A 21373-nucleotide genomic window follows, 5' to 3' on the forward strand; every position below is an offset into this window, starting at 1 on the left:
CCTTGCAGGGCGCTACGTCATACCGGGACGTTCATATTGATACGACGCCATACCGCTTCGGCAAAGCTGTAGACCGCAAAGGCGATCAAACCCAGCGCAACCACCAGCAGAATGATATGGCCGAAAGGCAAGTTCTGAAGCCCGTTGAGAGCCTCCTTGATTCCCGGTGGGTGCATTGCATCGTAGCGTGAGCCACTGACAGCCAGCAGTACGGCAATCTCGATAAAGGCCACCCCCCGTGCAATCAGTCCGAATCGGGAGACGGGGCGTACCATGCGCATGACACCTTCATCCGCCTCGAAATACCGTTCGAAGGAGGCCTTCCACCCCTTGATGATATGGGCAATGCCTACACCCAGCGGAATCAGGGCTATCAGCCGTATCACTATATTGGAGTGGTCCCAGCTGAGCAGGTGTGAAAGAAAGTCCTGTGCCTGACCACCACCTCCAGAGCCTCCGCCCTCACCAGAAGTTTTGAAACCGCTGATCAGAAGGCCCAGGGCGAAGAGCGCCAGGAGGACATATGTCACGCCACTGGCGAGGAGTCCTGTACGGATCGTTAATCCTTTGAGATCCGTGCCGTGATGATCCGAATCTCGTAGAGCCTGTACGGCACGCCAGGCTGCAAAGGCTGCAAGCCCGATCACCACAATCCAGAGCAGGGTACTGCCGGACGGTTGCGCCAATACGGTTTGCAGGCTCTGATGACTGTCGACGGGCTGTCCTGAGCCTATGGCTGCCAGTAACGCGAAGCCACCGATAATGAGGTACACCACGCCTCGGGCAGCGTAGCCACCACGGGCCAGCCAGGTAAGGCCTCGGTTGGGAGTCATGCTGATTAGGTTTCCTGTAGTTATGAGGGATACAGGAAAAGACCCGGCGACTGAGGCGGCGGTTCGTATTCACGGCTGGGGTAGCAAGCCAAACGGACGAAAGGCGACTGGCCAGTATTTGTAGGAAAAAGCTTACAAGGACTCTCAGCGGTTGGCTCTAGGGGAAACGAAGGGAGAGGCGTAATCTATTTACATCGGAGCAGCGCACGGAAGCGCTCATGGTAGATCAAGGATCCGATATGACCGCCAGGATGGCAGCTTGACAGGATGTCGAGCATGGTCAACGAAACCCCGCTACGGCGGGGTTTTTCCGTTTCACCGCTGTTTAGCAGTCTATTCTCCGGGTCAGTCGACGTTCCAAACCGACGCGTCCTTTATACGTCCTGCCCTCATCGATCCATCCTTCTTTTAAATAGAGCCCCAGCGCTGATTCATTGTGGGCGTCTACTGCCAGTTGAATATGCCGGATATCGGGCCACTGCCTGCAGACCAGCTCGGGAAGCGCCCGCAGGCAGGCTTTGCCCAGCCCTCGGCCCTGTGCGCGAGCCGCGATTTGCAAGGCATGGAGCGAGCAGGCATCGGCGCTGACCCACTGGGGAGACAGGGGAGGCCGCTTAAGTAGAAACAGACCTGCCGGCAGGCCTGTTTCCAACAGGGCGAACCCTTGTACATGCCGAGGTGACTGCTCCTCAAGACTCACCAGTGCAGCCTCAGGCGTGCCTGAAAAGGCTATCTGCTCAGTGTGTAATTCAAGGCTGAGCAGCGCCTGGCGCTGGGCATCGTCAAGGGCGGTAATGGCTTCAATCAAAAGAGGGCCATCATTTCGTCGGACCTTTGAACCGTTAATGACCACTATCAATCCTGTCGATTTCTCAAGGTATCAATCACAGCGTACTGTGAAGCCTGGCTTAAGAGTAGATAGAGGTCCTTATGCCCATTGTTCAAATCATGTCAGTAGTAGGCAGTGCCGTACCTGCTGCGCTTCGGGAGGCCGGTTTTATAGTCTGCTGGTATCTGGTACGCAATGGCGAGCGCATCAGTGGTCCGTTCACGACGCGTCAGGAGGCACAAGTGCAAATGAGCACCTTGGCCGAGTTGCATACCGTCGCCTGATCAGGCGGTTCGTTTCAGCATTTCCCAGAGCCTGGGGTCGTTGAAGTCTGCTATTGCCAGATCGGCGCCGGCTGCCAGCAGTTCATCGGCTGTCAATGTTGAGGTAATACCGACCGTAACGATTCCGGCAGCCTTGGCTGCCGTCAGGCCGGGAATAGAGTCCTCGAAAACCAGTGCCTGCCGGGGCTGGATCTCCAGCGTATTCAACGCAGTGGTATAGGGAAGGGGATCCGGCTTCGAACGTTCCAGCTCTTCACCCAGCACGATCAGGGGAAAGCGGTTTTCCAGTCCAAGCGCTTTGAGCATGTGGTGGACATTGGCACGCGGGGCATTGGTCACGATCGCGCGTTTCCATCCCTGTTGGTCCGCGTAGCTCAACAACGTTTCAAGGCCGGCGGTGGGCTCGAGTGTGTTGGCTAACTCACGCAGCAAGGCTTCCTTTTCGTTTGCAATCACCGTGTGCTCATCGGGCGTCTTGTCTGGATAGAGGTCTTTGCAAACTGCGTCGTTGGCGCGACCCGAAATGTGACGCCTGAAGTCCTCTTCATTCAAGTCGCGTCCCTCGCGGGCCAGAAGTTGCTTCCAGGCCTGGTAATGAACCGGATCGGTATCAGTCAGGGTTCCGTCGAGATCGAATATCAGTGTATTGAGCATCAGCATGTCCTGAATGGCTCCAAGGATGAGCCTGAAAGGACTCAGGCTCATCGGGAGGGAGGTGGCTTACCAGATCTTGATACGTTTATCCGGGGGCAGGTACATCTGGTCGTCTGGCTTGACGTCATAGGCCTCGTAGAAACCAGGCACGTTGCTCAGCACCCCATTGGTGCGGTATTGCGCCGGTGAGTGCGGGTCGGTTTTCAGACGATTGAGCAGGTTCTGTTGTGTGTACTTGGTGCACCAGACCTGCGCCCATCCGGTAAAGAAGCGCTGTTCGGCCGTCATGCCGTCAATGACAGGGGCAGGTTTGCCGTTCAATGACAGGTGATACGCCGAGTAGGAGATCGTTACGCCACCCAGGTCGGCAATATTTTCACCCAGGGTAAAGCGGCCATTGATGTGATAGCCCGGTACCGGCTCATAGGCCGAGTACTGTTCAGCCAGCGCTGTCGCACGCTTTGCGAAGCGCTCGCGGTCTGTCTTGGTCCACCATTCTCGCAGATTGCCGTCGCCATCGAACTGCGAGCCCTGATCATCGAAACCATGACTGATTTCGTGGCCGATGACTGCACCGATACCACCGTAATTGACAGCATCTTCCGCCTGCATGTTGAAGAAGGGCGGTTGCAGGATGGCGGCCGGGAAGACGATCTCGTTACGCAGCGGGTTGTAATAGGCGTTGACTGTTTGTGGCGTCATGGCCCACTCATCTGGATCGACCGGCTTGCCGAGTTTGGCAAGGTTGCGTTGATACTCGAATGTCTGGGCCCGCTGCAGGTTGCCGATCAGGTCATCCGGGGCAATGTGCAAGGATGAGTAGTCACGCCACTGGTTGGGGTACCCGATCTTGTAGGTGAACTTCGCCAGCTTGGCCTTGGCTGCCTGGCGGGTGTCTTCGCTCATCCAGTCCAGCTTATCCATAGCCTGCCCATAGGCGGCGATGAGGTTGCGCACCAGCGCCTCCATGCGGGCTTTGTTTTCCGGCGGAAAATGACGCGCGACATATTCCTTGCCCAGAGCTTCACCCAGGCTGCCTTCAACCGCACTTACGCCACGCTTCCACCGTGGACGCTGCTCCTTGGCGCCGTTCAGGGTCTGCTGGAAGAATGCGAAATCCTCCTGGGCATAGGCGTGCGGTAGTGCCTGGGCATAGGCATGCAGGACGTGCCACTTGAGATAGGTTTTCCAGGTGGAGAGCGGTGTAGACGTCAACAGCTTGCCAAGCCCCGTGATGTAGCTGGGCTGTTCAACAATGATCGGGTGTTGATCGACAAAGCCGGTCTCCTTCAGGTACGACGGCCAGTCGATGGCACGGGTCAGCGTACGCAGTTGGGTGGGCTCATAGGCATTGTAGGTTTTAATGGGGTCGCGGTTGTCGACTTTGTCCCACTGGGCCAGGGCGATCTGCTTTTCCAGTGCAGCCACTTTGCGGGCACTACCGGCAGGGTCCGGGAGGTTGGCTAGGCTTAGCATGCGCTGCATGTGCGCGACGAAGCCGGAGCGGATCTCGGCGAATGATGTGTCATCGATCAGGTAGTAGTCCCGATCGGGCAGGCTGAGACCGGACTGGGCAATCTCGGCTACGTATCGCTTGGAGTCCTTGGCATCCTGGGTGACATAGGGTTCGAGCGGAACATCGATACCCAACCGCTGGAAGCGGGCCATTGTGATGAGCAGCGAGCGACGATCATGAATGGAGTCGATAGCATCGAACGCACCCTGCAAGGGTTTGAGCCCCTGCGCCTCGATGGCGGCTTCATTCATGAAGGAGGCATACAGGTCGCCGATTTTCTGCTCGTCGCTGCCAGTAGCCTTGTCGGGCTTGGCGGCCAGCGCCTCGATGATGGCGTGCAGCTGTTTCTCGGTGGTATCGGCAATGGCATGGAAAGCGCCGTAGCTGGTCTTGTCGGCCGGGATAGGTGTGTTTTTCAACCATTGACCGTTAATGGCGTTGAAAAAATCATCCTGAGGCCGGACGCCGGGATCGAAGTTCTCCTTCTTGATGCCGGACTGCAGCGTGTTGGCAGGGGTTTGGGGCTGGACAAATTCCGATTTACCGCAGGCGCTCAACGCCAGTACACAAACGGCGCCGGCAAAGATATGTCTCATGGGATCTCCATTGGGATTAGCGGTCACGCACGTGACTATAACGGGCTCGCTTATGGCGAGGCCAACGGCTTTGCAAGGGCGGGGCCAGGCACTGCCGAGGGCGTATCACACCCGTTATGTCTGCGGTGAACGTACCAGAAGCACGCGGCTCTGGCACTGTTTTGGGCTATGGAACATCCCTTGTAGAGCGCCTGGCTGCAAAATGGTGCCCGCTATCGGCACGGTAAGGTGTCACTCCGGGCAGCTGGCCGCCAGAGTAGGTTGCTGCGCTACCTGAAGTTTTCGCAGGAGATCCCGCTTCTTGGAGTGATGCGCCTGCATGCGTGCCAGCAGATCGTGCAAGGTATGGACGGCCTTCAGAATGTGCGGACCCTTGTTCAGCATCACGCATTCGGCCCGTACGCCCATGGCGGCATCCGTAATCTCGGCCCGCGACGGCGCGCCTTTCTTGGCCAGGGTTTCCAGTACCTGGGTCGCCCAGATTACTGGCACATGGGCCGCCTCGCACAGGCAGAGTATTTCTTCCTGAAGCTCAGCCAGTCGTTCGAAGCCGCTTTCTACCGCCAGATCGCCCCGCGCGATCATGACGCCGAAACGCGGAAGATTCATGCCTGCAAAGAGCAGCGCCGGCAGGTTCTCGAAGCCTCGACGTGTCTCGATCTTGAGCACTACGCCCAGCTCATGGGCGTTCAGTCGATCAATGTGATGGAGCAGGGTCCTGACGTCATCTGCCGTGTTAACGAAAGAGAGCTCGACCACGTCGGCATGCTCGGCTGCGAACGCCAGGGCTTCGATGTCATGGGGCGTGAGCGCATCGAGACGCAGATGGCTGTCCGGAAAGTTGATGCCTTTGTCGCTCTTGAGCTTGGCACCCCCAGGCGCGTGGGTGATACGGATACGCAGCGTCTCGCTCTGCACCGAATCAATGATTCCGCCAATCTTGCCATCGTCGAACCAAACTGGCTCGCCAGCCCGTACATCCTCGAAGATTTCCGGCAGCGTGCAGCCGATGGACGCTGGGGTCAGGACTTCTCCGAAACTGTCGTAGGTTGCCGGATGCCCGGTATGTTGATCCTTGGTCAGAGTCAGCACATCGCCCTCCACCAGCTTGATGGCCTGCTCTTGAGCCGGGAAGGGCGCAATGCGTGTCTCGCGTTTCCGGCCTTTCCTGTCCTTGATCAAGAGGGCTGTGTTCGGCGTCAGGTAGGCGGTCTTGTAGAGTTCGCCCCAGCATCCTTCGCGGGAGATATCAACGATCTCGATCTGCCGCTTCGAGCCGCGGGCATCGTGAAGGATTACCTGTGTATGTGGCTGTAGATTCGATAACCAGTCCGCCGCTACCGGCAGGCTGGCATCTGCCTGGGTCGGTGGAGCTTGGGGATTTTCTCTGGCGGTCAGCCAGAGGCGGGCTGGCTTGACTGCTCGACCGAAATCATCGCGGGTCGGCTTGACGCGTATCACGGCCGGGCCGGCGTTGATTTGCCCGGTACGCAGCTTGGGACCCGCAAGGTCCATCATGACGCGGCAAGGCTTGCCAAGGGCCTTTTCCGCTCGGCGTGCATGTTCAATCATCTGTTGCCAGGTCTTGGCGTCGTCATGAGCACAGTTGATGCGCATGCTGTCCATGCCGGCTGCCAGCAGATCATGCACAAGCGAGTAGTCTTGTGCGGCCTCGCTGGGCATGGTCACCATGATTCGGACTCCACGCCCGACAGGCGTTGCGCCAAACAGAGCCTTGGTGTGCTCATGCAGCAGCTGCTCGCCCCGGTCCATGCCCAGCGGCTCATAAGGAGGGCGCGCGTTCTTGCTGCCGGAGAGCTTTTGCAGGATTTCGATAAGGGTGGTGATTGCAGCCAGGATGTAGGCTTCCGAACGACCCAGCGACGACAGTCCCAGCCGTGCCAGGCGTGCCTGTAGCGGCCGGATGTCATGACGGCGTAGCGCCAGATAGTTAAGCAGGTTATGTGCGCTCTCGGTATAGCTCTGGTGCACATGCTCCGCCAGGATGGGTGCGTCACAGGCCGCCGTGATCATCTCCTCACGCAGCGCGATCAGTTCGGACAGGGCCGCTTCGATATCGGCCGGGATCAGTGCGCCTGGGGGAAGTGTCCTGGTGTTCAAGTGATAACCTCAACAGTCAAAGTCCGGATAACAACAGGCGTCATTACGTCGCGTCGGCCGAGCTAAGCACAGGTATGTGACGTTGGTATGTAGGGGTGCCCTTATGGGGACAGGCGAAGGTTTAGAAAGAACCAGACTGTGGGTGTTCTGCAGGATAGCGGACGCTTTGTTTCATGAGATTACGGTAATAGCATATCTGCTCAGAAAGCTATCTATGTAGGCAAAGGCTTACAAGAAGTGACTGTGATTGACGCTAGGGAAGAAGGCGGCGGTGGCGTAATCTTCTTACCCATGGAATGCAGCGCAGGACGCGCTCATGAGCCTCAAGGATGAAAGACCCGCCAGGATGGCACTCGATAAGGATATCGAGCGGTCAACAAAAACCCCGCCTAGGCGGGGTTTTTTCGTTGGGCCGGAAAAAGGATCTCCTCGAAATCCTCTCCGGCAAGCCCTCACTCACGTATGGGAGTGAGGGGCTGGTGTTTCGCTCTGGGCGGTATTGGTAGGCGGCAGGTTATCGGGCGGAATGGCCAGCGCGCGCAGCGCACCTGACATGATTTGGCTGAACACCGGTGCCGAAACCAGACCGCCGTAGTAGCCGATCTTGGTTGGGGAGTCCATCATCACGGCCAGTACCAGCTTGGGATCGCTGGCGGGCGCCATGCCTACGAACATCGAACGATAGGCATGTTCCTTGTAGCCGCCGCCCCCGGAGCGACGGGCAGTACCACTTTTCCCTGCCACCTGATAGCCCGGCACCCGGGCGCGCACGACGCCGCTGGGATCTTCCACTACCTCCTTGAGCATCATGCGAATCCGATGCGCCACCTGTGGGTCCATCGCAGGCACCAGTTGTTGTGGGTTATCGCGCAGCAGCGAGAGTGGGGCAAGCTTTCCGTCATTGGCGAAGACCGTATAGGCCTGGGCCAGCTCGGCGGTATTGACGGCCAGACTATAGCCATAGGACATGCTGGCTGTGGCGATTCTGGACCATTTCACATGGTTGGGCAGATAACCTGCGTTTTCACCCGGGAAACCCAGAGACAGGGGCGAGCCAAAGCCGACCCGGGCCAGCTGTTCAAGGATAGGTTTGGGACCGACTTCCAAGGCAACCTTGCTCATGCCGATGTTCGACGAGTTGATCAGCACGCCGGTCATGGTCAGGATGTCCCGACGTGCTACGTCGCGAATCGTGTGGCCGTCGATGACAAACCAGCCCGGCGCCACACTCACTTGGGTATTTTCGTTGAATTTTCCCGTGGCCAGCGCTGCTGACATGCTGAACGGCTTGATAACCGAGCCGGGTTCGAACACATCGGTTAACGCGCGGTTACGCATGAAAGTCGGGTTGATGGATGCCCGGTTGTTCGGGTTATAAGACGGAAAGTTCGCCATGGCCAGGATCTGACCATTCTTGGGGTTGACCAGTACGGCCGAGCCGGACAGGGCACCAAACTTGGTTACTGCCTCCTGCAGGGCGCGATAGGCCTCGAACTGCAGACGCAAGTCGATGGACAGGGCAATGTCCTGGCTGGGCTTGGGCTGTTTGTCGACCTTAATGTTCTTGACGATGGAGCCGCGCGGATTGATCAGCACCTCGCGAACGCCTGCTTTCCCGCTGAGCCATTCGTTGTAGCCCAGCTCCACGCCTTCCTGGCCTTCACCATCCAGGTTCACCAGACCAATCAATTGGGCTGTCAGGTCAGAGGTGGGGTAATAGCGCTTGTACTCCTTGAGCTGGTGCACGCCCTTGATATCGAGCGCCATGATGTCCTCGCCTTCGATGGGAGACAGGCCACGGGCCAGGTAAAGGAAATGCTTTTCCGAGCGGGCCTTGATATAGGACATGAGCTCGTCTGCGGGACGATGCAGTGCCGCTGCCAGCGCAGGCACCCGGTCCATGCTCTCCTTCATTTCCGAAGGGTTGCACCAGATCGTCGACACTTCGGTTGAGACGGCCAGGGGAGAACCATTGCGGTCGGTAATCAGGCCGCGGGTAACGGGGATGGGGATATGACGAACGCTGCGCCGTTCGCCCTGATCGATCAGGAACTCACTGTCATGAACTCGGAGATAGACCAGCCTGGACGCGACGGCCAGAGTAAGCAGGAACAAAAAAAATAACACCGCATGAAAACGGTAGCGGTTTGAAAATCCATTCATGGTCTTGGCAACTTGACGTGTTCAATGCCTGGGCAGGCCATCGTCAGGCCTGCTGGCCCGATGAGGCGAGAAAGCGCGGATAGTACCGTAAAGGTGCCAGTAGTTGGCGATGGGTTTCGCATCAGCGTAGGCATCTTTCAATCTCGAAGGCGCGACACGACCAATGGTCATTCCGCCAAACAACCGGTCTTGAGCGGCTCCCGCAAGCGGGATCGCTAGCGTCTGGGTGTAATGCCGTGCTTGTGCAGCTTCCGGTAAAGCGTGTTTCGGCTTATGCCAAGGCGTTCGGCCGTGCGTGTCATCTGCCAATGTTCCTGCTCCAGTATCTGGAGCAGGGCAGTCTTCTCAGCATCTTCCAGAGGCGCATCCAGCGTCAGGGCGGGCAGGCTCGCTGGGCTGGAAATCTCCTGCGGCAGATCACCCCTGCGAATCACCCCATCCTCACACAAGGCCACCAGGGTTCGCAGGACATTGCGCAACTGACGAACATTGCCTGGCCATTGATACCCAAGCAGGGCCTGGCGAGCCTCGGCGTCCAGGTGCAGGCTCTGGCCCTGCGCCTCTTCAAGCAGCAAGTGATTGAGCAGCGCGGCCTTGTCGAGCCGCTCACGTACCGGCGGCAGGCTCACCACCAGACCGTTGAGCCGGTAGTACAAATCCTCCCGAAAGCTGCCGTCGCCTACCCGTATCCTGAAATCGCGGTGGGTGGCGCTAATGATGCGGATGTCAATCGCCTGCGGTTGTCCGCCCAGCGGAACGACCTGCCGTTCCTCCAGTACGCGCAGCAGGCGGGTCTGCAACATCAGGGGCATATCGCCGATTTCATCGAGAAACAGGGTGCCGCCGTGGGCTTCGAGTAGCTTGCCACGCATGCCTTCCTTGCGCGCACCGGTAAACGTGCCACCGGCGTAGCCGAACAACTCGCTTTCGATAAGTGATTCCGGGATCGCCGCGCAGTTAAGAGCAATAAAAGGCTTTTTGGCGCGCGAACCGGCCAGATGCAGGGCTTTGGCGAAGGCCTCCTTGCCGGTCCCCGTCTCACCGGTGAGCAGCACCGGAACATCGCGCTCCATGACCTTGCGGGCGCGCTCGAACTCCCGCGCAAGGGCAGGATCTTCCAGACACAGCGCTGGACGCGGCGGGGTACGGACAGGCACGGACTGAACAAGCTTGTGCGGCGCTCGCAGCTGTCCATAGAAGCGTGTTCCCTCAGTGCTGTACAGCGGCCAGCAATGTGTAGGATGCGGTTGTGCACGATCAAGTAACGAAGCAAGGGGAAGCTCGACGAGCGCCTCCACGGGTTGCCCCAGAAGGGCCGGTCGCGTCGTGCCTAGCAGGTTCAGCGCGCTTTCGTTGATGGCGCTGATTCGGCCAGACTCATCAAACGCCAGCAAGCCTTCACTCAGCAGCCCGACGTAATCCGGCTGGGTATGGAAGCGCAGCAGATAACTGTCCTCGCATTGACGCAGGAAATAGCAGCTTTCGATGAGCTTGGCCGACAGGTTGACCAGCGCCATGGTGTGAAACTGGCTCTGCCGGGAAACGGTGCGCCGCGCCGAGGACACATCCAGTACGGCCAAAAGGTCTCCGGCAGGGTCGAATACCGGGCTGGCGGAGCATGTCAGGATGGTGTGGCGATTGCGGAAGTGCTCATCCTGATGAATCGTCAGTGCATGCCGTTCGACCGCGCAGGTGCCGATGCCATTGGTGCCCTCGCAGGATTCGCTCCAGTCTGCTCCCAACCACAGGCCTGCTCGCTGAAAGGTGTCTCGTTCGGCCTCGTGGGTGATGCAATCGAGAATAAGGCCGCTGGCATCGGTAAGCAGGACGGCATGACCGGCACCCGCGAGCTGCTGATGCAGGCGATTCATCTCGCCATGGGCGATTTCCAGCACCCGTTGCGAGCGCTCGCGCTGCTCAAGGATACGAGGGTGCTCGAGTACGCTGGGCGAGGTGGCAGTGGACGGATCCAGGCGGTGCTGTTCGAGACAGCGACGCCACGAACGGGCAATGGCAGGATCGGTGTCGGCCTGGCCCAGACCATGACCAACGGCAAGCACCTGACGCGTGTGACGACTCATGGGTGTGGCAGTCATTCTTTTTGTGCTCCGCGAGGTGAATTCCGGGTCCTTGATTCACAGAAACCCTCCGATTCAGCGAAGTGCGTAATAGCGCCTATGCTTGATCAGGCGCAGGTTAAATGCAATGCAGATCGTCGACTGTGTCAGAAGTGGTACAGCCTGTCACGCCTGCTGTCCTGGCGCTGACACACGATGTGACACCTGCCGGTTCGTGCCGGACAGCCGAAGCCGCCTGCGGCGCACATTTGCCACAGTTGGCCCAGGCCTTGCTATTTCTCAGGTATTACCGGTCCTCATAACAAACACAACATCGGGAGAACCACCATGCGTTACGCAGCCCCTGGCAGCCAAGGTGCTCTGATCACCCTGCAATCCCGTTACGGCAATTACATCGGCGGCGAATTCGTACCGCCGGTCAAAGGCCAATATTTCACTAATACCTCGCCGGTCAATGGCTCTGTCATTGGCGAGTTTCCCCGTTCCTCTGCTGAAGATATCGAAAAAGCGTTAGATGCTGCCCATGCGGCGGCAGATGCCTGGGGCAAGACGTCAGTACAGGCGCGCTCGTTGACCCTACTCAAGATTGCCGACCGCATCGAGCAGAATCTGGAAAAACTGGCCATTGCCGAAACCTGGGACAACGGCAAGGCCGTGCGTGAAACCCTTAATGCCGACGTGCCGCTGGCTGCCGATCATTTCCGCTACTTTGCAGGTTGTATCCGGGCTCAGGAGGGGACGGCGGCCGAAATCGACCAGCATACGGCGGCGTATCACTTCCATGAGCCGCTCGGCGTGGTAGGGCAGATCATTCCCTGGAACTTCCCGCTTCTGATGGCTGCCTGGAAGCTGGCACCTGCGCTGGCTGCAGGTAACTGTGTGGTGCTCAAACCGGCCGAGCAGACGCCGCTCTCCATTACGCTCTTCGTTGAGATGATTGGCGACCTGCTGCCACCCGGTGTGATCAATATCGTGCAGGGCTACGGCAAGGAGGCGGGGGAAGCCCTGGCGACCAGCACACGCATCGCCAAGATTGCTTTTACCGGCTCGACGCCGGTGGGCTCGCACATCCTCAAGTGCGCAGCGGCCAATATCATTCCAAGTACGGTCGAGCTGGGGGGCAAGTCACCCAACATCTATTTCGACGACATCATGGGTGCGGAGCAAAGCTTTATTGAAAAGGCGGCCGAAGGGCTGGTGCTTGGCTTCTTCAACCAGGGAGAGGTATGTACCTGCCCATCCCGCGCCCTGGTGCAGGAATCTATCTATGAGCCGTTCATGGCGGAAGTCATGAAAAAGGTTGCGCAGATCAAGCGCGGTGATCCGTTGGACACCGACACCATGGTCGGTGCCCAGGCCTCTCAGCAGCAATTCGAAAAGATAGTTTCGTACCTGGAAATCGCGCGTGGCGAAGGGGCCGAATTTTTGACTGGCGGCGCTGTAGAAACCCTGCAGGGCGACTTGGCCAATGGGTATTACATCCAGCCGACCCTGCTCAAGGGCCACAACAAGATGCGGGTATTCCAGGAAGAGATCTTCGGGCCGGTCATTGGTGTGACCACGTTCAAGGACGAGGCCGAAGCGCTTGCCATTGCCAACGATACCGAGTTTGGCCTGGGCGCGGGGGTCTGGACGCGGGATATCAATCGCGCGTATCGCATGGGTCGCGGCATCAAGGCCGGGCGTGTGTGGACCAACTGCTATCACCTCTATCCTGCCCATGCGGCATTCGGTGGCTACAAGAAGTCCGGCATCGGTCGCGAGACCCACAAGATGATGCTGGATCACTATCAGCAGACCAAGAACCTGCTGATCAGCTACGACACGAATCCGCTGGGCTTCTTCTAGGCCCGTCATGGGGGCCGGTGAATCCTCATCGGCCTCTGGGACTGCGGCGTATCTACTCCTGTGAAGGCTCAACCTGAGCCTTCCTTGAGCGAGGTCATCATTTCTATGCCTTTTTTGCTCCAGGCTTGCAGTATGGAGCGCCGGAACGATTGACCTGTATTTGCCAGCACTACTCCATACGTCATGTATCCATGAGGGATCACGTCATGCCTAAAACAATGAAAGCTGCCGTCGTTCGTGAGTTTGGTAAACCGCTGGAAATCGAGGAGGTGGATGTCCCTACCCCAGGCGCAGGACAGGTCCTGGTGAAGATCGAAGCCTCCGGAGTGTGCCATACCGACCTGCATGCCGCCGAAGGCGATTGGCCGGTCAAACCCAATCCGCCCTTCATCCCGGGGCATGAAGGGGTTGGGTATGTGGTCGGGGTGGGCGCTGGCGTCACCCATGTGAAGGAGGGGGATCGGGTCGGTATCCCATGGTTGTACTCCGCCTGTGGTCATTGCGAACACTGCCTCGGGGGTTGGGAAACACTGTGCGAGGATCAGAAGAACACGGGCTACTCGGTCAATGGCGGCTTTGCCGAATATGCCCTGGCTGATGCCGGCTACGTGGGGCGGCTGCCGGATAATGTGGGCTTTGTGGAGATTGCGCCGGTGTTGTGTGCCGGGGTGACCGTTTACAAGGGACTCAAGATGACCGAAACCAAGCCCGGGCAGTGGGTAGTGATCTCCGGAATTGGTGGCCTTGGACACATGGCCGTGCAGTATGCCAAGGCCATGGGCATGAACGTGGCCGCAGTCGATGTGGACGATAAGAAGCTGGAACTGGCGCGCCGGCTGGGGGCTGAGGTTACGGTCAACTGCCGTGAGCTGGACCCGGCGGGCTATCTGAAAAAGGAGATCGGCGGCGCCCACGGTGCCCTGGTCACGGCTGTCTCGCCCAAGGCGTTCGAGCAGGCTATCGGCATGACCCGTCGTGGTGGCACCATTGCCCTGAACGGGCTTCCGCCGGGAGAATTCCCATTATCGATCTTCGACATGGTCCTCAACGGCACAACCGTTCGCGGCTCCATCGTCGGGACGCGGCTGGATCTGCAGGAAGCCCTGGAGTTTGCCGGTGAGGGCAAGGTCAAGGCGACGGTTGCAGCCGAACCTCTCGAAAACATTAACGACATCTTTTCCCGGATGCACGAAGGCAAGATCGAAGGACGTATCGTGATCGATATGAGCCTGTCCTAGATGCCCTGCGGTACATCTTGCCTCGATGCAGCAGGATGTACCGTTCCTACCCTCCCGTCTGTCTAAAGATACTGACGCTGTATCTGTCTGCCTTAAATGCAAAGCCTCAGTGCTGTATAAGCACGCCCTTGCATGCAAGTTCTTCCTGGAAGGTTAGCTGACGTAGGGTTGCGCTTGTGAAACAATCCCACGCCGCCGCTACCTTTTGGGACTGTAGACATGAATGTTCAAATGCGTAACAACGTTCACGTCACCGGTAATGGACCAGCTACCATGGTGTTTTCCCATGGTTTTGGCTGTGATCAAAACATGTGGCGCTTTCTTGCTCCGGTGTTTGCCAAGCAATATCGGACGGTGTTGTACGACCTTGTTGGAAGTGGCTCATCAGACCTCTCCGCCTATGACCGGGTAAAGTACAACTCTTTGAAGGGCTATGCCGAAGACGTAATCGAACTCATCGACCAATTTGCCGAAGGGCCTGTGATTTTTGTTGGCCATTCAGTCAGCTCAATGATTGGTATGCTGGCCGATATTGCTGCGCCAGGGCGTTTTGCTGCCCATATCATGATTGGCCCATCACCCTGTTACATCAATGATGGTGATTATTTCGGCGGATTTACCCGCAGTGACATTGAGTCATTGTTGGAAACCCTGGAAAGCAACTACCTGGGATGGTCAAGCACCATGGCCCCCGTCATCATGGGTGCCCCAGGCCAGCCGGAACTGAGCGACGAATTAACTAATAGTTTCTGCCGTACCGATCCAGAGATTGCCAAACAGTTTGCCCGTGTTACGTTTACCTCGGATAACCGAGCTGACCTTGTAAAACTTAAGACCGACACGCTGATTCTTCAGTGCAGCGATGATCTGATCGCACCGATTCAGGTAGGTGAATATATGCACCGCACGCTACCGAACAGCGTACTGAAGATCATTGATAACGTAGGGCATTGCCCTCACCTGAGTGAGCCGGATGCGAGTATCGACGCTATGAATGCTTTCCTCGGCACGCGTTGCCGTGACGCCAGTGGCGTTTGACGCTAGCGGCTTGCCGGATGCTGAGGCGCTCTTTGAAGAAGCTGCCTGTGGGCTTTTGGTTACCAATCGGGACGGGATCATTCGCCGCGTCAACAAAACCTTTTGCCGGTGGATGGGCTACTGTGCGTCCGAACTGGTCGGTTTGCGGCGGATACAGGATCTGCTGACGATGGGCGGGCGTATTTTTCACCAGACCCATTGGGCGCCGCTGTTACAGATTCAAGGCTCCGTGGCTGAGGTCAAGCTTGATCTGGTTCATCAGGCAGGGCATACGATCCCGATCATTCTCAATGCCGTACGCCGTGAGTATGCCACTGGTGTTTTTCATGAGCTGGCCATTTTCGTGGCCGAAGATCGGCATAAATACGAGCGCGAGCATATCCTGGCGCGGCGGCGGGCCGAAGAACTATTGATCAAGCAGCTTGAGGCGCAGCAGGCTCTTGAAGTGGCTCAGGCAAAACTTCGGCTGGCGCTCGAGTCCGGTCAATTGCTGGTCTGGGATGTTAATCCCGAAACCACTGAACGCCGTTATGAAGAGGGAGTTGCCAGCCTGCTGGGGTTCGAGACGCCCCAGACCATCACCGAAGAGCAGTATGCCTCGTTCATCGAGCCTGAAGACCGTGAGCGGGAGCAGCTGGCCTTCTCACAGGCGTTAAACGTCTATGGTGAAGCCTATCGCTGTGTGTATCGGCTTAATGGTGTGGATGGGGTTCAGCGGACAGTGAGCTCTTCGGGGCGAGGGTTATTCAAGGAGGATGGCTCCCTGCATCAGTTTGTAGGCATTCTTCAGGACATTACCGAGCTGAGCCAGCAGCGGGCAGCGGCGGAAGATCGCGCGCTGTTTGCCGAGCAGATGGTAGGCATCGTCAGTCATGACCTGCGTAACCCGCTATCAGCTATCAGGATGGGAATTCATCTGTTAGAGCGAGGCGAAGTCACGCCTGCCCAAACTCAGGTGCTGGGGCATCTCACGCACTCCACGGACCGTGCGCAGCGGCTGATTGCCGACCTGCTAGACTTTACTGTGGCGCGGGTGGGAGAAGGCATCACATTGTCCCTCGAACCTATCCAACTGCATAAACTGGTATCGGCTAACGTTACTGAGCTGACCCTCGCATTTCCCGGACGAGCTCTGGAACATGGAGCATTTGGGGAAGGCATGTGCATGGGGGATGCTGATCGCATTGCTCAGGTCATTGGGAACTTGGTTTCCAATGCCATGGCCTATGGCGCTCCAGACCGTACGGTGACTGTAGCATCCGGTATTGAGGGCGATACCTTCTGGGTCTCGGTTCATAACCATGGCGTACCTATTCCAGACGATGTATTGCCTAGATTGTTTGAGCCCATGACCCGCGGTGGCAGTGGTAACAGCAAGGTACGCAGCGTAGGGCTCGGCTTGTTCATCGTGCGTGAAATTGTAAGAGCCCATGAAGGTGATATTCGTGTTCGCTCATCGGCTGGGGAAGGCACAGCCTTTATCGCGACCTTTCCGCGGAGAACCATGGAGCGTGCCTAGCCTGACCGAAGCCTGCCGTTAGAACACGCCTCGATCAGTTTTGGATTTATGCTGGCCGGCTTTCACTAACCATTCGCACGGCCAACCCTGCCAGTACGGTTCCCATCAGCCACCGCTGAACAGTCAGCCATAACGGGCGGCCTGCCAGAAACGCTGCAATAGAGCCTGCCGTAAAGGCGATCAATCCGTTCACGGTTACGCTGATCAGAATCTGCGTCGCGCCCAGGAGCAGGGACTGGGTCAACACGCTGCCCTGTGCAGGGGAAATGAACTGAGGCAGCAACGACAGATAGATCACGGCAATCTTGGGATTGAGCAGGTTGGTCACAAAGCCCATGGCGAAGAGTTTGCGTGGACTGTCCTTGGGTAGGTCCCTGACCTGAAACGGAGACCGTCCGCCGGGTTTCACGGCCTGCCAGGCCAGATACAGCAGATACAGCGCACCGCCTATCCGCAGCGCATCGTAGGCGAAGGGCACCGCCATCAGCAGAGCAGTGATTCCAAGGGCTGCACAGACCATGTAGAACGCAAAGCCCAGGGCCACGCCGCCAAGGGAAATCATGCCAGCCGTTCGGCCCTGGCAGATGGAGCGGGAAATCAGATAGACCATGTTTGGTCCGGGTGTCAGCGCCATGCCCAAGGTGATGGCCGCAAAGGCGAGCAGGTGTGAAAGTTCAGGCATGACGACTCCTTTCAAGACATTGTTTCTAGGCTATCTATATATCATCGGAAAACGTTCAATGGATTGAATAATAAGCCAGCAGGAAAGGGCTAAGCTTAGAGCACTCGCTATATACAACAAGAACAAGGTGAAAGGCCCATGAATGCGCAACAACCCTTTCTCTCTCCATTATCTGCTGTCATTGAGGAGATTCAGGCGTTTCTCGGTGAGCGGATCGTAACCAGTCTCGCGGAGCGTGAACAGCATGGTCATGGCGAGTCCTACCATGCGACCCGGATGCCTGATGCCGTCTGCTATGCACATAGCACCGAAGAAGTCTCCCGCATCGTCAAGGTCTGCGCCCACTACGGCGTTCCCATCGTTCCCTTTGGGGGCGGCACCTCGCTGGAAGGGCATGTCTGTGCGCTCAAGGGTGGCATCTGTATAGACCTTAGTCGCATGCAGCGCATCCTGGCGGTTCGCCCGGGCGATCTGGATGCCACGGTTGAAGCCGGAGTGACGCGCCAGCAGCTCAATACCGAACTGCGGGCCACGGGACTATTCTTTCCCATCGATCCGGGCGGAGAAAGCACCCTGGGCGGCATGGCGGCAACACGTGCCTCCGGGACCAATGCCGTACGCTACGGGACTATGCGGGAAAATGTCCTGTCGCTGACCGTGGTGTTGGCCGATGGCCAAATCATCAAGACGGCCAACCGTGCCCGCAAGTCCTCGGCGGGTTATGACCTGACTCGCCTGTTTGTAGGATCGGAAGGAACGCTGGGTATCATTACTGAAGTGACCTTGCGGCTGTACGGCATTCCTGAAACCACTTCTGCTGCAGTGTGCACATTTCCCGATGTGGAAAGCGCCGTGACCTCGGTAGTGACGATCATTCAATACGGTATCCCTGTTGCACGGGTCGAGCTACTTGATGCGCGAACCATCATGGCAGTGAACCGTTATTCGAAGATGGAGCTGGATGAACGACCTACCTTGTTCTTTGAATTCCACGGCTCACCCGCAGGCGTTGCCGAACAAGTAGAGCTGACCCAATCGATCACCGAGGGTAACGGAGCGCTGAACTTTGTTGCTGCGGCCGATGCCGACGCGCGTAACGCGCTTTGGAAGGCCCGTCATAATGTGCACTACGCCATGCAAGCCATGCGTCCGAACGGGCGGGTATGGAGTACCGACGTATGCGTCCCTATCTCGCAGTTGACCCCTTGTATCACCGAAACCGAAAAAGACGTGCAGGCCGCCTCGTTCTTCATTGCCATGGTCGGGCATGTGGGGGACGGTAATTTCCACCTGGGGCTGGTGGTTGACCCTTCTAGCGAATCCGAGTTGGCAGAAGCCGAAGCGCTTAATGATCGGCTGGTGCATCGCGCCATTGCCCTGGATGGAACGGCCACGGGTGAGCATGGCGTGGGATCAGGTAAGATCAAATTCATGGGGCTTGAGCACGGTGCCGCCGTGAACACCATGCGCACCCTGAAAATGGCGCTGGACCCCCAGGGGATTCTCAACCCAGGGAAGGTGCTCCCGGAAGCCGATGTCTGACGCCTCGGCAAGCAGGCCCGCCTGGAAATAACGGCGAGCCTGCTTTACATACGTCTTTATAGATCGGATTTTCGTATACCCCCATGAAAGACGCAGGGTGTACTTTCTGGGACAGAACAGGATCAGGCGAACCCGCCATTGGCGCGTATGACTTGCGCGTTGATCCAGCTGCCTGCTGGGCTTGCCAGAAACGCTACCACCTCAGCGATGTCCTCAGGCGTACCGAGGCGTTCAAGCGGTGTAGCCTGTTCGATCTGCCGGATCTGCTCCTCACTTTTGTCACTAAGAAAGAGCTCGGTTGCCACCGGGCCGGGCGCAATGGCATTGACGGTGATGTCCTGACCGCGCAATTCATTAGCCAATACTCTGACCAAACCTTCAACGCCAGCCTTTGTGGCGATATAAGGGCCGTATGTGGGCAGCGATTTGGCGATCACGCTGCTGGATAGCGCAATGATCCGGCCGCCACGCTCTACCTGTTGCGCCGCCTGGCTCAACACCAGAAACGTGCCGCGCAGGTTGATGGCTATCATCCGGTCAAACGCCTCCAGGTCACCTGCCGAAACAGGAGTATTGGTCATGATACCGGCGCTGTTCACGACTATATCGATCCGTCCGTAGGCTTCCTTGGCCGCCTTGAACAGGGTCTGCACATCTTCCAGAGTGGCAACGTCGCCTCTGACCGCGAGGGCATTACCTCCCAGTGATTCTATTTCAGCCACCAAAGCCTCCGCAGGGCCTCGGCTGTGGGCGTATTGAATGGCAACGGAAAAGCCTGCTTGGGCGAGACGTTTGGCAATGGCATGTCCGATACCACGGGAAGCGCCGGTAACAATGGCTGTACGGGATGAATGCGGCATGTCCGACTCCTAAAGCCAGGGCCGGAACGTCCAGCCCTTTCATGGCTGTCATTTTTTGCAATTCATTGGCATTGGATAAATGCACAGAACTTGGTAAGACCGTTCAACAGGCACCAACAATGGGCTGAAGCCATGGATAGATTCGAGTCGCTGCGGCTGTTTACCCGTATCGTCGAGCTGGGCAGCTTCACGCAGGCAGCCAATGCCCTAGGTATCCCTCGGGCTACGGCAACCCATGCGGTTAAGGAGTTGGAGAAGCGGTTGGGAACGCGCCTGCTGGAACGTACAACCCGACAGGTCCGCACAACGCTCGATGGTCAGACCTACTACGAGCGATGCTCTCGTATTCTGGCAGATCTCGAAGAGGCTGAGTCTTCCCTGAGCGCCATTGCGGCCAATCCGCGCGGCATGCTTCGCGTCGATCTGCACGGCAGTCATGCCACACGAATCATCCTTCCTCGAATCGCCGAATTCCGGCAGCGTTATCCAGACATTGAGTTATCCATCAGCAGCGGTGATCGGTTGGTGGATCTGGTGCGTGAAGGAATCGATTGTGTGGTGCGGGCAGGGCACCCTAGGGACTCAACGCTGATCGTAAAAAGGCTGGCGCTCATGCCCGAGGTGGTCTGTGCAAGCCCTGGCTACTTTGCCCGCTATGGTGTGCCAAAGCATCCAGATGAGTTGACCCACCATCAGGCCGTTGGCTTCTTTGCCAGCAGCCACGACATTCGTTACCCCTTCACCTTTCAGGTTGAGGGGCAGGTTATCGAGTGCGATCTTGGCGGTTGGATCTCGGTCAACGATGCCGAATGCTATACCCGCGCAGCCCTGAGCGGTTGCGGTTTGATTCAGGTGCCTCGCTTCCGGGTGGAAAAATACCTGAAAGCGGGGCGGCTGAAGGCGGTTCTACAAGAGTTTGCTACGCCGGGCCTGCCGGTTTCATTGCTCTATCCCCAACACAGGCAGATATCGCCTCGAGTGAGAGTTTTTGTGGAGTGGCTGACTGACCTGTACCGCGACCGTTTTGACCCGATAACCTGAGCTGGCAGTTGGTTTTATTTGGCAGGATGGATTTCTTGCCAGAGGTGGACCTTGTTGACGAAGGCTTTGCCAATGGAGACCGCCATCGGCTCTACCCCGAACACCTCAAAACCGCAACGCTCATACAGGCGCAGTGCGGTGTGGTTGCCTTCCGTGACGGTAAGCTGTACCAGCCTGATATCTTCGTGATGTCGGGCATGCTCCAGTACAGCTTGGATCAGATGAAAGCCGATGCCTTGACGGCCAAACCGCTGTGGAACGTACATGCCAAACAGAGTGGCCTTGTGCCTGATCTTTTCTCGAGTTTCGAAGGAAAGTCCTGCTACACCCAGCAGCTGATCCTTGTCGAATGCGCCAAATACCGCATCGCTTTCCAGCCGGGATCGCCACCAGTCCAACGGTAGCACCGCGCGCTCCGCCTCGCTGGAGGTAAAAGATTCCGGATGCAAGGCATAAGCCTCAAGCATCAGGGTGCGGTAACTGATTGCATGATCTGGACAAAGACGATGGATAACCATGATGAACGGTAAT

The 21373-nt window shown here is 57.6% G+C and carries 17 protein-coding genes; 7 read left to right on the plus strand and 10 right to left on the minus strand.

The annotated features are described in order from the left end of the window. Positions 1-17: 17 nt before the first annotated feature. Together B3729_RS10420 and B3729_RS10425 are read right to left on the minus strand one after the other, a co-directional pair. Positions 18-833: a DUF1206 domain-containing protein gene (locus tag B3729_RS10420; protein WP_286787822.1), complete on the minus strand. Its 816-nt coding sequence runs from the start codon at positions 831-833 to the stop codon at positions 18-20. A 325-nt stretch (positions 834-1158) separates the two neighbouring features. Next, on the minus strand, positions 1159-1641 hold the full coding sequence (locus tag B3729_RS10425) for a GNAT family N-acetyltransferase (RefSeq protein ID WP_286787823.1): 483 nt from the start codon (positions 1639-1641) through the stop codon (positions 1159-1161). Between the two features lie 122 nt (positions 1642-1763). Between B3729_RS10425 and B3729_RS10430 the strand changes: the two genes are divergently transcribed. Further along, positions 1764-1946 (plus strand): hypothetical protein, encoded by a 183-nt coding sequence (locus B3729_RS10430; protein ID WP_019366018.1) that lies wholly within the window; start codon positions 1764-1766, stop codon positions 1944-1946. Here B3729_RS10430 and B3729_RS10435 read toward each other — a convergent pair whose 3' ends face one another. The 5 genes from B3729_RS10435 to B3729_RS10455 form a co-directional block, all read right to left on the minus strand. Further along, positions 1947-2600, minus strand: coding sequence for an HAD family hydrolase (locus B3729_RS10435; RefSeq protein WP_074822640.1), 654 nt, complete (start codon positions 2598-2600; stop codon positions 1947-1949). A gap of 66 nt (positions 2601-2666) precedes the next feature. After that, the gene (locus tag B3729_RS10440) at positions 2667-4712 is read right to left on the minus strand and encodes a M13 family metallopeptidase (protein WP_286787824.1); all 2046 of its coding nucleotides are present in this window, start codon (positions 4710-4712) and stop codon (positions 2667-2669) included. A gap of 231 nt (positions 4713-4943) precedes the next feature. Continuing rightward, positions 4944-6833, minus strand: coding sequence for a pyruvate kinase (locus B3729_RS10445; protein ID WP_286787825.1), 1890 nt, complete (start codon positions 6831-6833; stop codon positions 4944-4946). Between the two features lie 456 nt (positions 6834-7289). Further along, a complete protein-coding gene (locus tag B3729_RS10450; RefSeq protein ID WP_019366014.1) occupies positions 7290-8996 on the minus strand; it encodes a peptidoglycan D,D-transpeptidase FtsI family protein in 1707 nt (568 codons plus the stop codon). A gap of 215 nt (positions 8997-9211) precedes the next feature. Then, on the minus strand, positions 9212-11092 hold the full coding sequence (locus B3729_RS10455) for a sigma-54-dependent Fis family transcriptional regulator (protein WP_286787826.1): 1881 nt from the start codon (positions 11090-11092) through the stop codon (positions 9212-9214). Between the two features lie 309 nt (positions 11093-11401). Here B3729_RS10455 and B3729_RS10460 point away from each other — a divergent pair, with 309 nt between their 5' ends. The 4 genes from B3729_RS10460 (at position 11402) to B3729_RS10475 (ending at position 16717) form a co-directional block, all read left to right on the plus strand. Further along, on the plus strand, positions 11402-12922 hold the full coding sequence (locus B3729_RS10460) for an aldehyde dehydrogenase family protein (RefSeq protein WP_019366011.1): 1521 nt from the start codon (positions 11402-11404) through the stop codon (positions 12920-12922). A 206-nt stretch (positions 12923-13128) separates the two neighbouring features. Beyond that, on the plus strand, positions 13129-14160 hold the full coding sequence (gene adhP, locus B3729_RS10465; protein ID WP_010795729.1) for an alcohol dehydrogenase AdhP: 1032 nt from the start codon (positions 13129-13131) through the stop codon (positions 14158-14160). 219 nt (positions 14161-14379) lie between these two features. Further along, a complete protein-coding gene (locus B3729_RS10470; RefSeq protein ID WP_122041662.1) occupies positions 14380-15198 on the plus strand; it encodes an alpha/beta fold hydrolase in 819 nt (272 codons plus the stop codon). After that, a complete protein-coding gene (locus B3729_RS10475) occupies positions 15155-16717 on the plus strand; it encodes a sensor histidine kinase (RefSeq protein ID WP_286787827.1) in 1563 nt (520 codons plus the stop codon). Before B3729_RS10470 ends, B3729_RS10475 begins: the two co-directional genes overlap by 44 nt. Before the next feature lie 46 nt (positions 16718-16763). Here the strand turns inward: B3729_RS10475 and B3729_RS10480 are convergent, their stop codons facing one another. Further along, positions 16764-17399: a LysE family translocator gene (locus tag B3729_RS10480; protein WP_019366006.1), complete on the minus strand. Its 636-nt coding sequence runs from the start codon at positions 17397-17399 to the stop codon at positions 16764-16766. A 138-nt stretch (positions 17400-17537) separates the two neighbouring features. Here B3729_RS10480 and B3729_RS10485 point away from each other — a divergent pair, with 138 nt between their 5' ends. Then, a complete protein-coding gene (locus B3729_RS10485; RefSeq protein ID WP_286787828.1) occupies positions 17538-18941 on the plus strand; it encodes an FAD-binding oxidoreductase in 1404 nt (467 codons plus the stop codon). Positions 18942-19063: 122 nt separating this feature from the next. On the opposite strand, the gene B3729_RS10490 is transcribed toward B3729_RS10485, so the two are convergent. Further along, positions 19064-19801, minus strand: a complete 738-nt coding sequence (locus tag B3729_RS10490) for an SDR family oxidoreductase (protein WP_286787829.1) — start codon at positions 19799-19801, stop codon at positions 19064-19066. Between the two features lie 132 nt (positions 19802-19933). Between B3729_RS10490 and B3729_RS10495 the strand changes: the two genes are divergently transcribed. Beyond that, complete coding sequence (locus tag B3729_RS10495; RefSeq protein ID WP_286787830.1) at positions 19934-20842, plus strand: LysR family transcriptional regulator; 909 nt, start codon at positions 19934-19936, stop codon at positions 20840-20842. 14 nt (positions 20843-20856) lie between these two features. Here B3729_RS10495 and B3729_RS10500 read toward each other — a convergent pair whose 3' ends face one another. Next, positions 20857-21360, minus strand: a complete 504-nt coding sequence (locus B3729_RS10500) for a GNAT family N-acetyltransferase (protein ID WP_286787831.1) — start codon at positions 21358-21360, stop codon at positions 20857-20859. Positions 21361-21373: the final 13 nt, after the last annotated feature.

Origin of the sequence: Pseudomonas sp. UBA3149 (assembly GCF_002364655.1) — a bacterium.
Classification (GTDB): Bacteria; Pseudomonadota; Gammaproteobacteria; order Pseudomonadales; family Pseudomonadaceae; genus Chryseomonas; species Chryseomonas luteola.

Coding starts and splice junctions, on each gene's coding strand:
- B3729_RS10420 (WP_286787822.1), bottom strand. CDS start 833: ATGACTCCCAACCGAGGCCTTACCTGGCTGGCCCGTGGTGGCTACGCT.
- B3729_RS10430 (WP_019366018.1), top strand. CDS start 1,764: ATGCCCATTGTTCAAATCATGTCAGTAGTAGGCAGTGCCGTACCTGCT.
- B3729_RS10435 (WP_074822640.1), bottom strand. CDS start 2,600: ATGCTCAATACACTGATATTCGATCTCGACGGAACCCTGACTGATACC.
- B3729_RS10440 (WP_286787824.1), bottom strand. CDS start 4,712: ATGAGACATATCTTTGCCGGCGCCGTTTGTGTACTGGCGTTGAGCGCC.
- B3729_RS10450 (WP_019366014.1), bottom strand. CDS start 8,996: ATGAATGGATTTTCAAACCGCTACCGTTTTCATGCGGTGTTATTTTTT.
- B3729_RS10455 (WP_286787826.1), bottom strand. CDS start 11,092: ATGACTGCCACACCCATGAGTCGTCACACGCGTCAGGTGCTTGCCGTT.
- B3729_RS10460 (WP_019366011.1), top strand. CDS start 11,402: ATGCGTTACGCAGCCCCTGGCAGCCAAGGTGCTCTGATCACCCTGCAA.
- adhP (WP_010795729.1), top strand. CDS start 13,129: ATGCCTAAAACAATGAAAGCTGCCGTCGTTCGTGAGTTTGGTAAACCG.
- B3729_RS10470 (WP_122041662.1), top strand. CDS start 14,380: ATGAATGTTCAAATGCGTAACAACGTTCACGTCACCGGTAATGGACCA.
- B3729_RS10475 (WP_286787827.1), top strand. CDS start 15,155: ATGCTTTCCTCGGCACGCGTTGCCGTGACGCCAGTGGCGTTTGACGCT.
- B3729_RS10480 (WP_019366006.1), bottom strand. CDS start 17,399: ATGCCTGAACTTTCACACCTGCTCGCCTTTGCGGCCATCACCTTGGGC.
- B3729_RS10485 (WP_286787828.1), top strand. CDS start 17,538: ATGAATGCGCAACAACCCTTTCTCTCTCCATTATCTGCTGTCATTGAG.
- B3729_RS10490 (WP_286787829.1), bottom strand. CDS start 19,801: ATGCCGCATTCATCCCGTACAGCCATTGTTACCGGCGCTTCCCGTGGT.
- B3729_RS10495 (WP_286787830.1), top strand. CDS start 19,934: ATGGATAGATTCGAGTCGCTGCGGCTGTTTACCCGTATCGTCGAGCTG.
- B3729_RS10500 (WP_286787831.1), bottom strand. CDS start 21,360: ATGGTTATCCATCGTCTTTGTCCAGATCATGCAATCAGTTACCGCACC.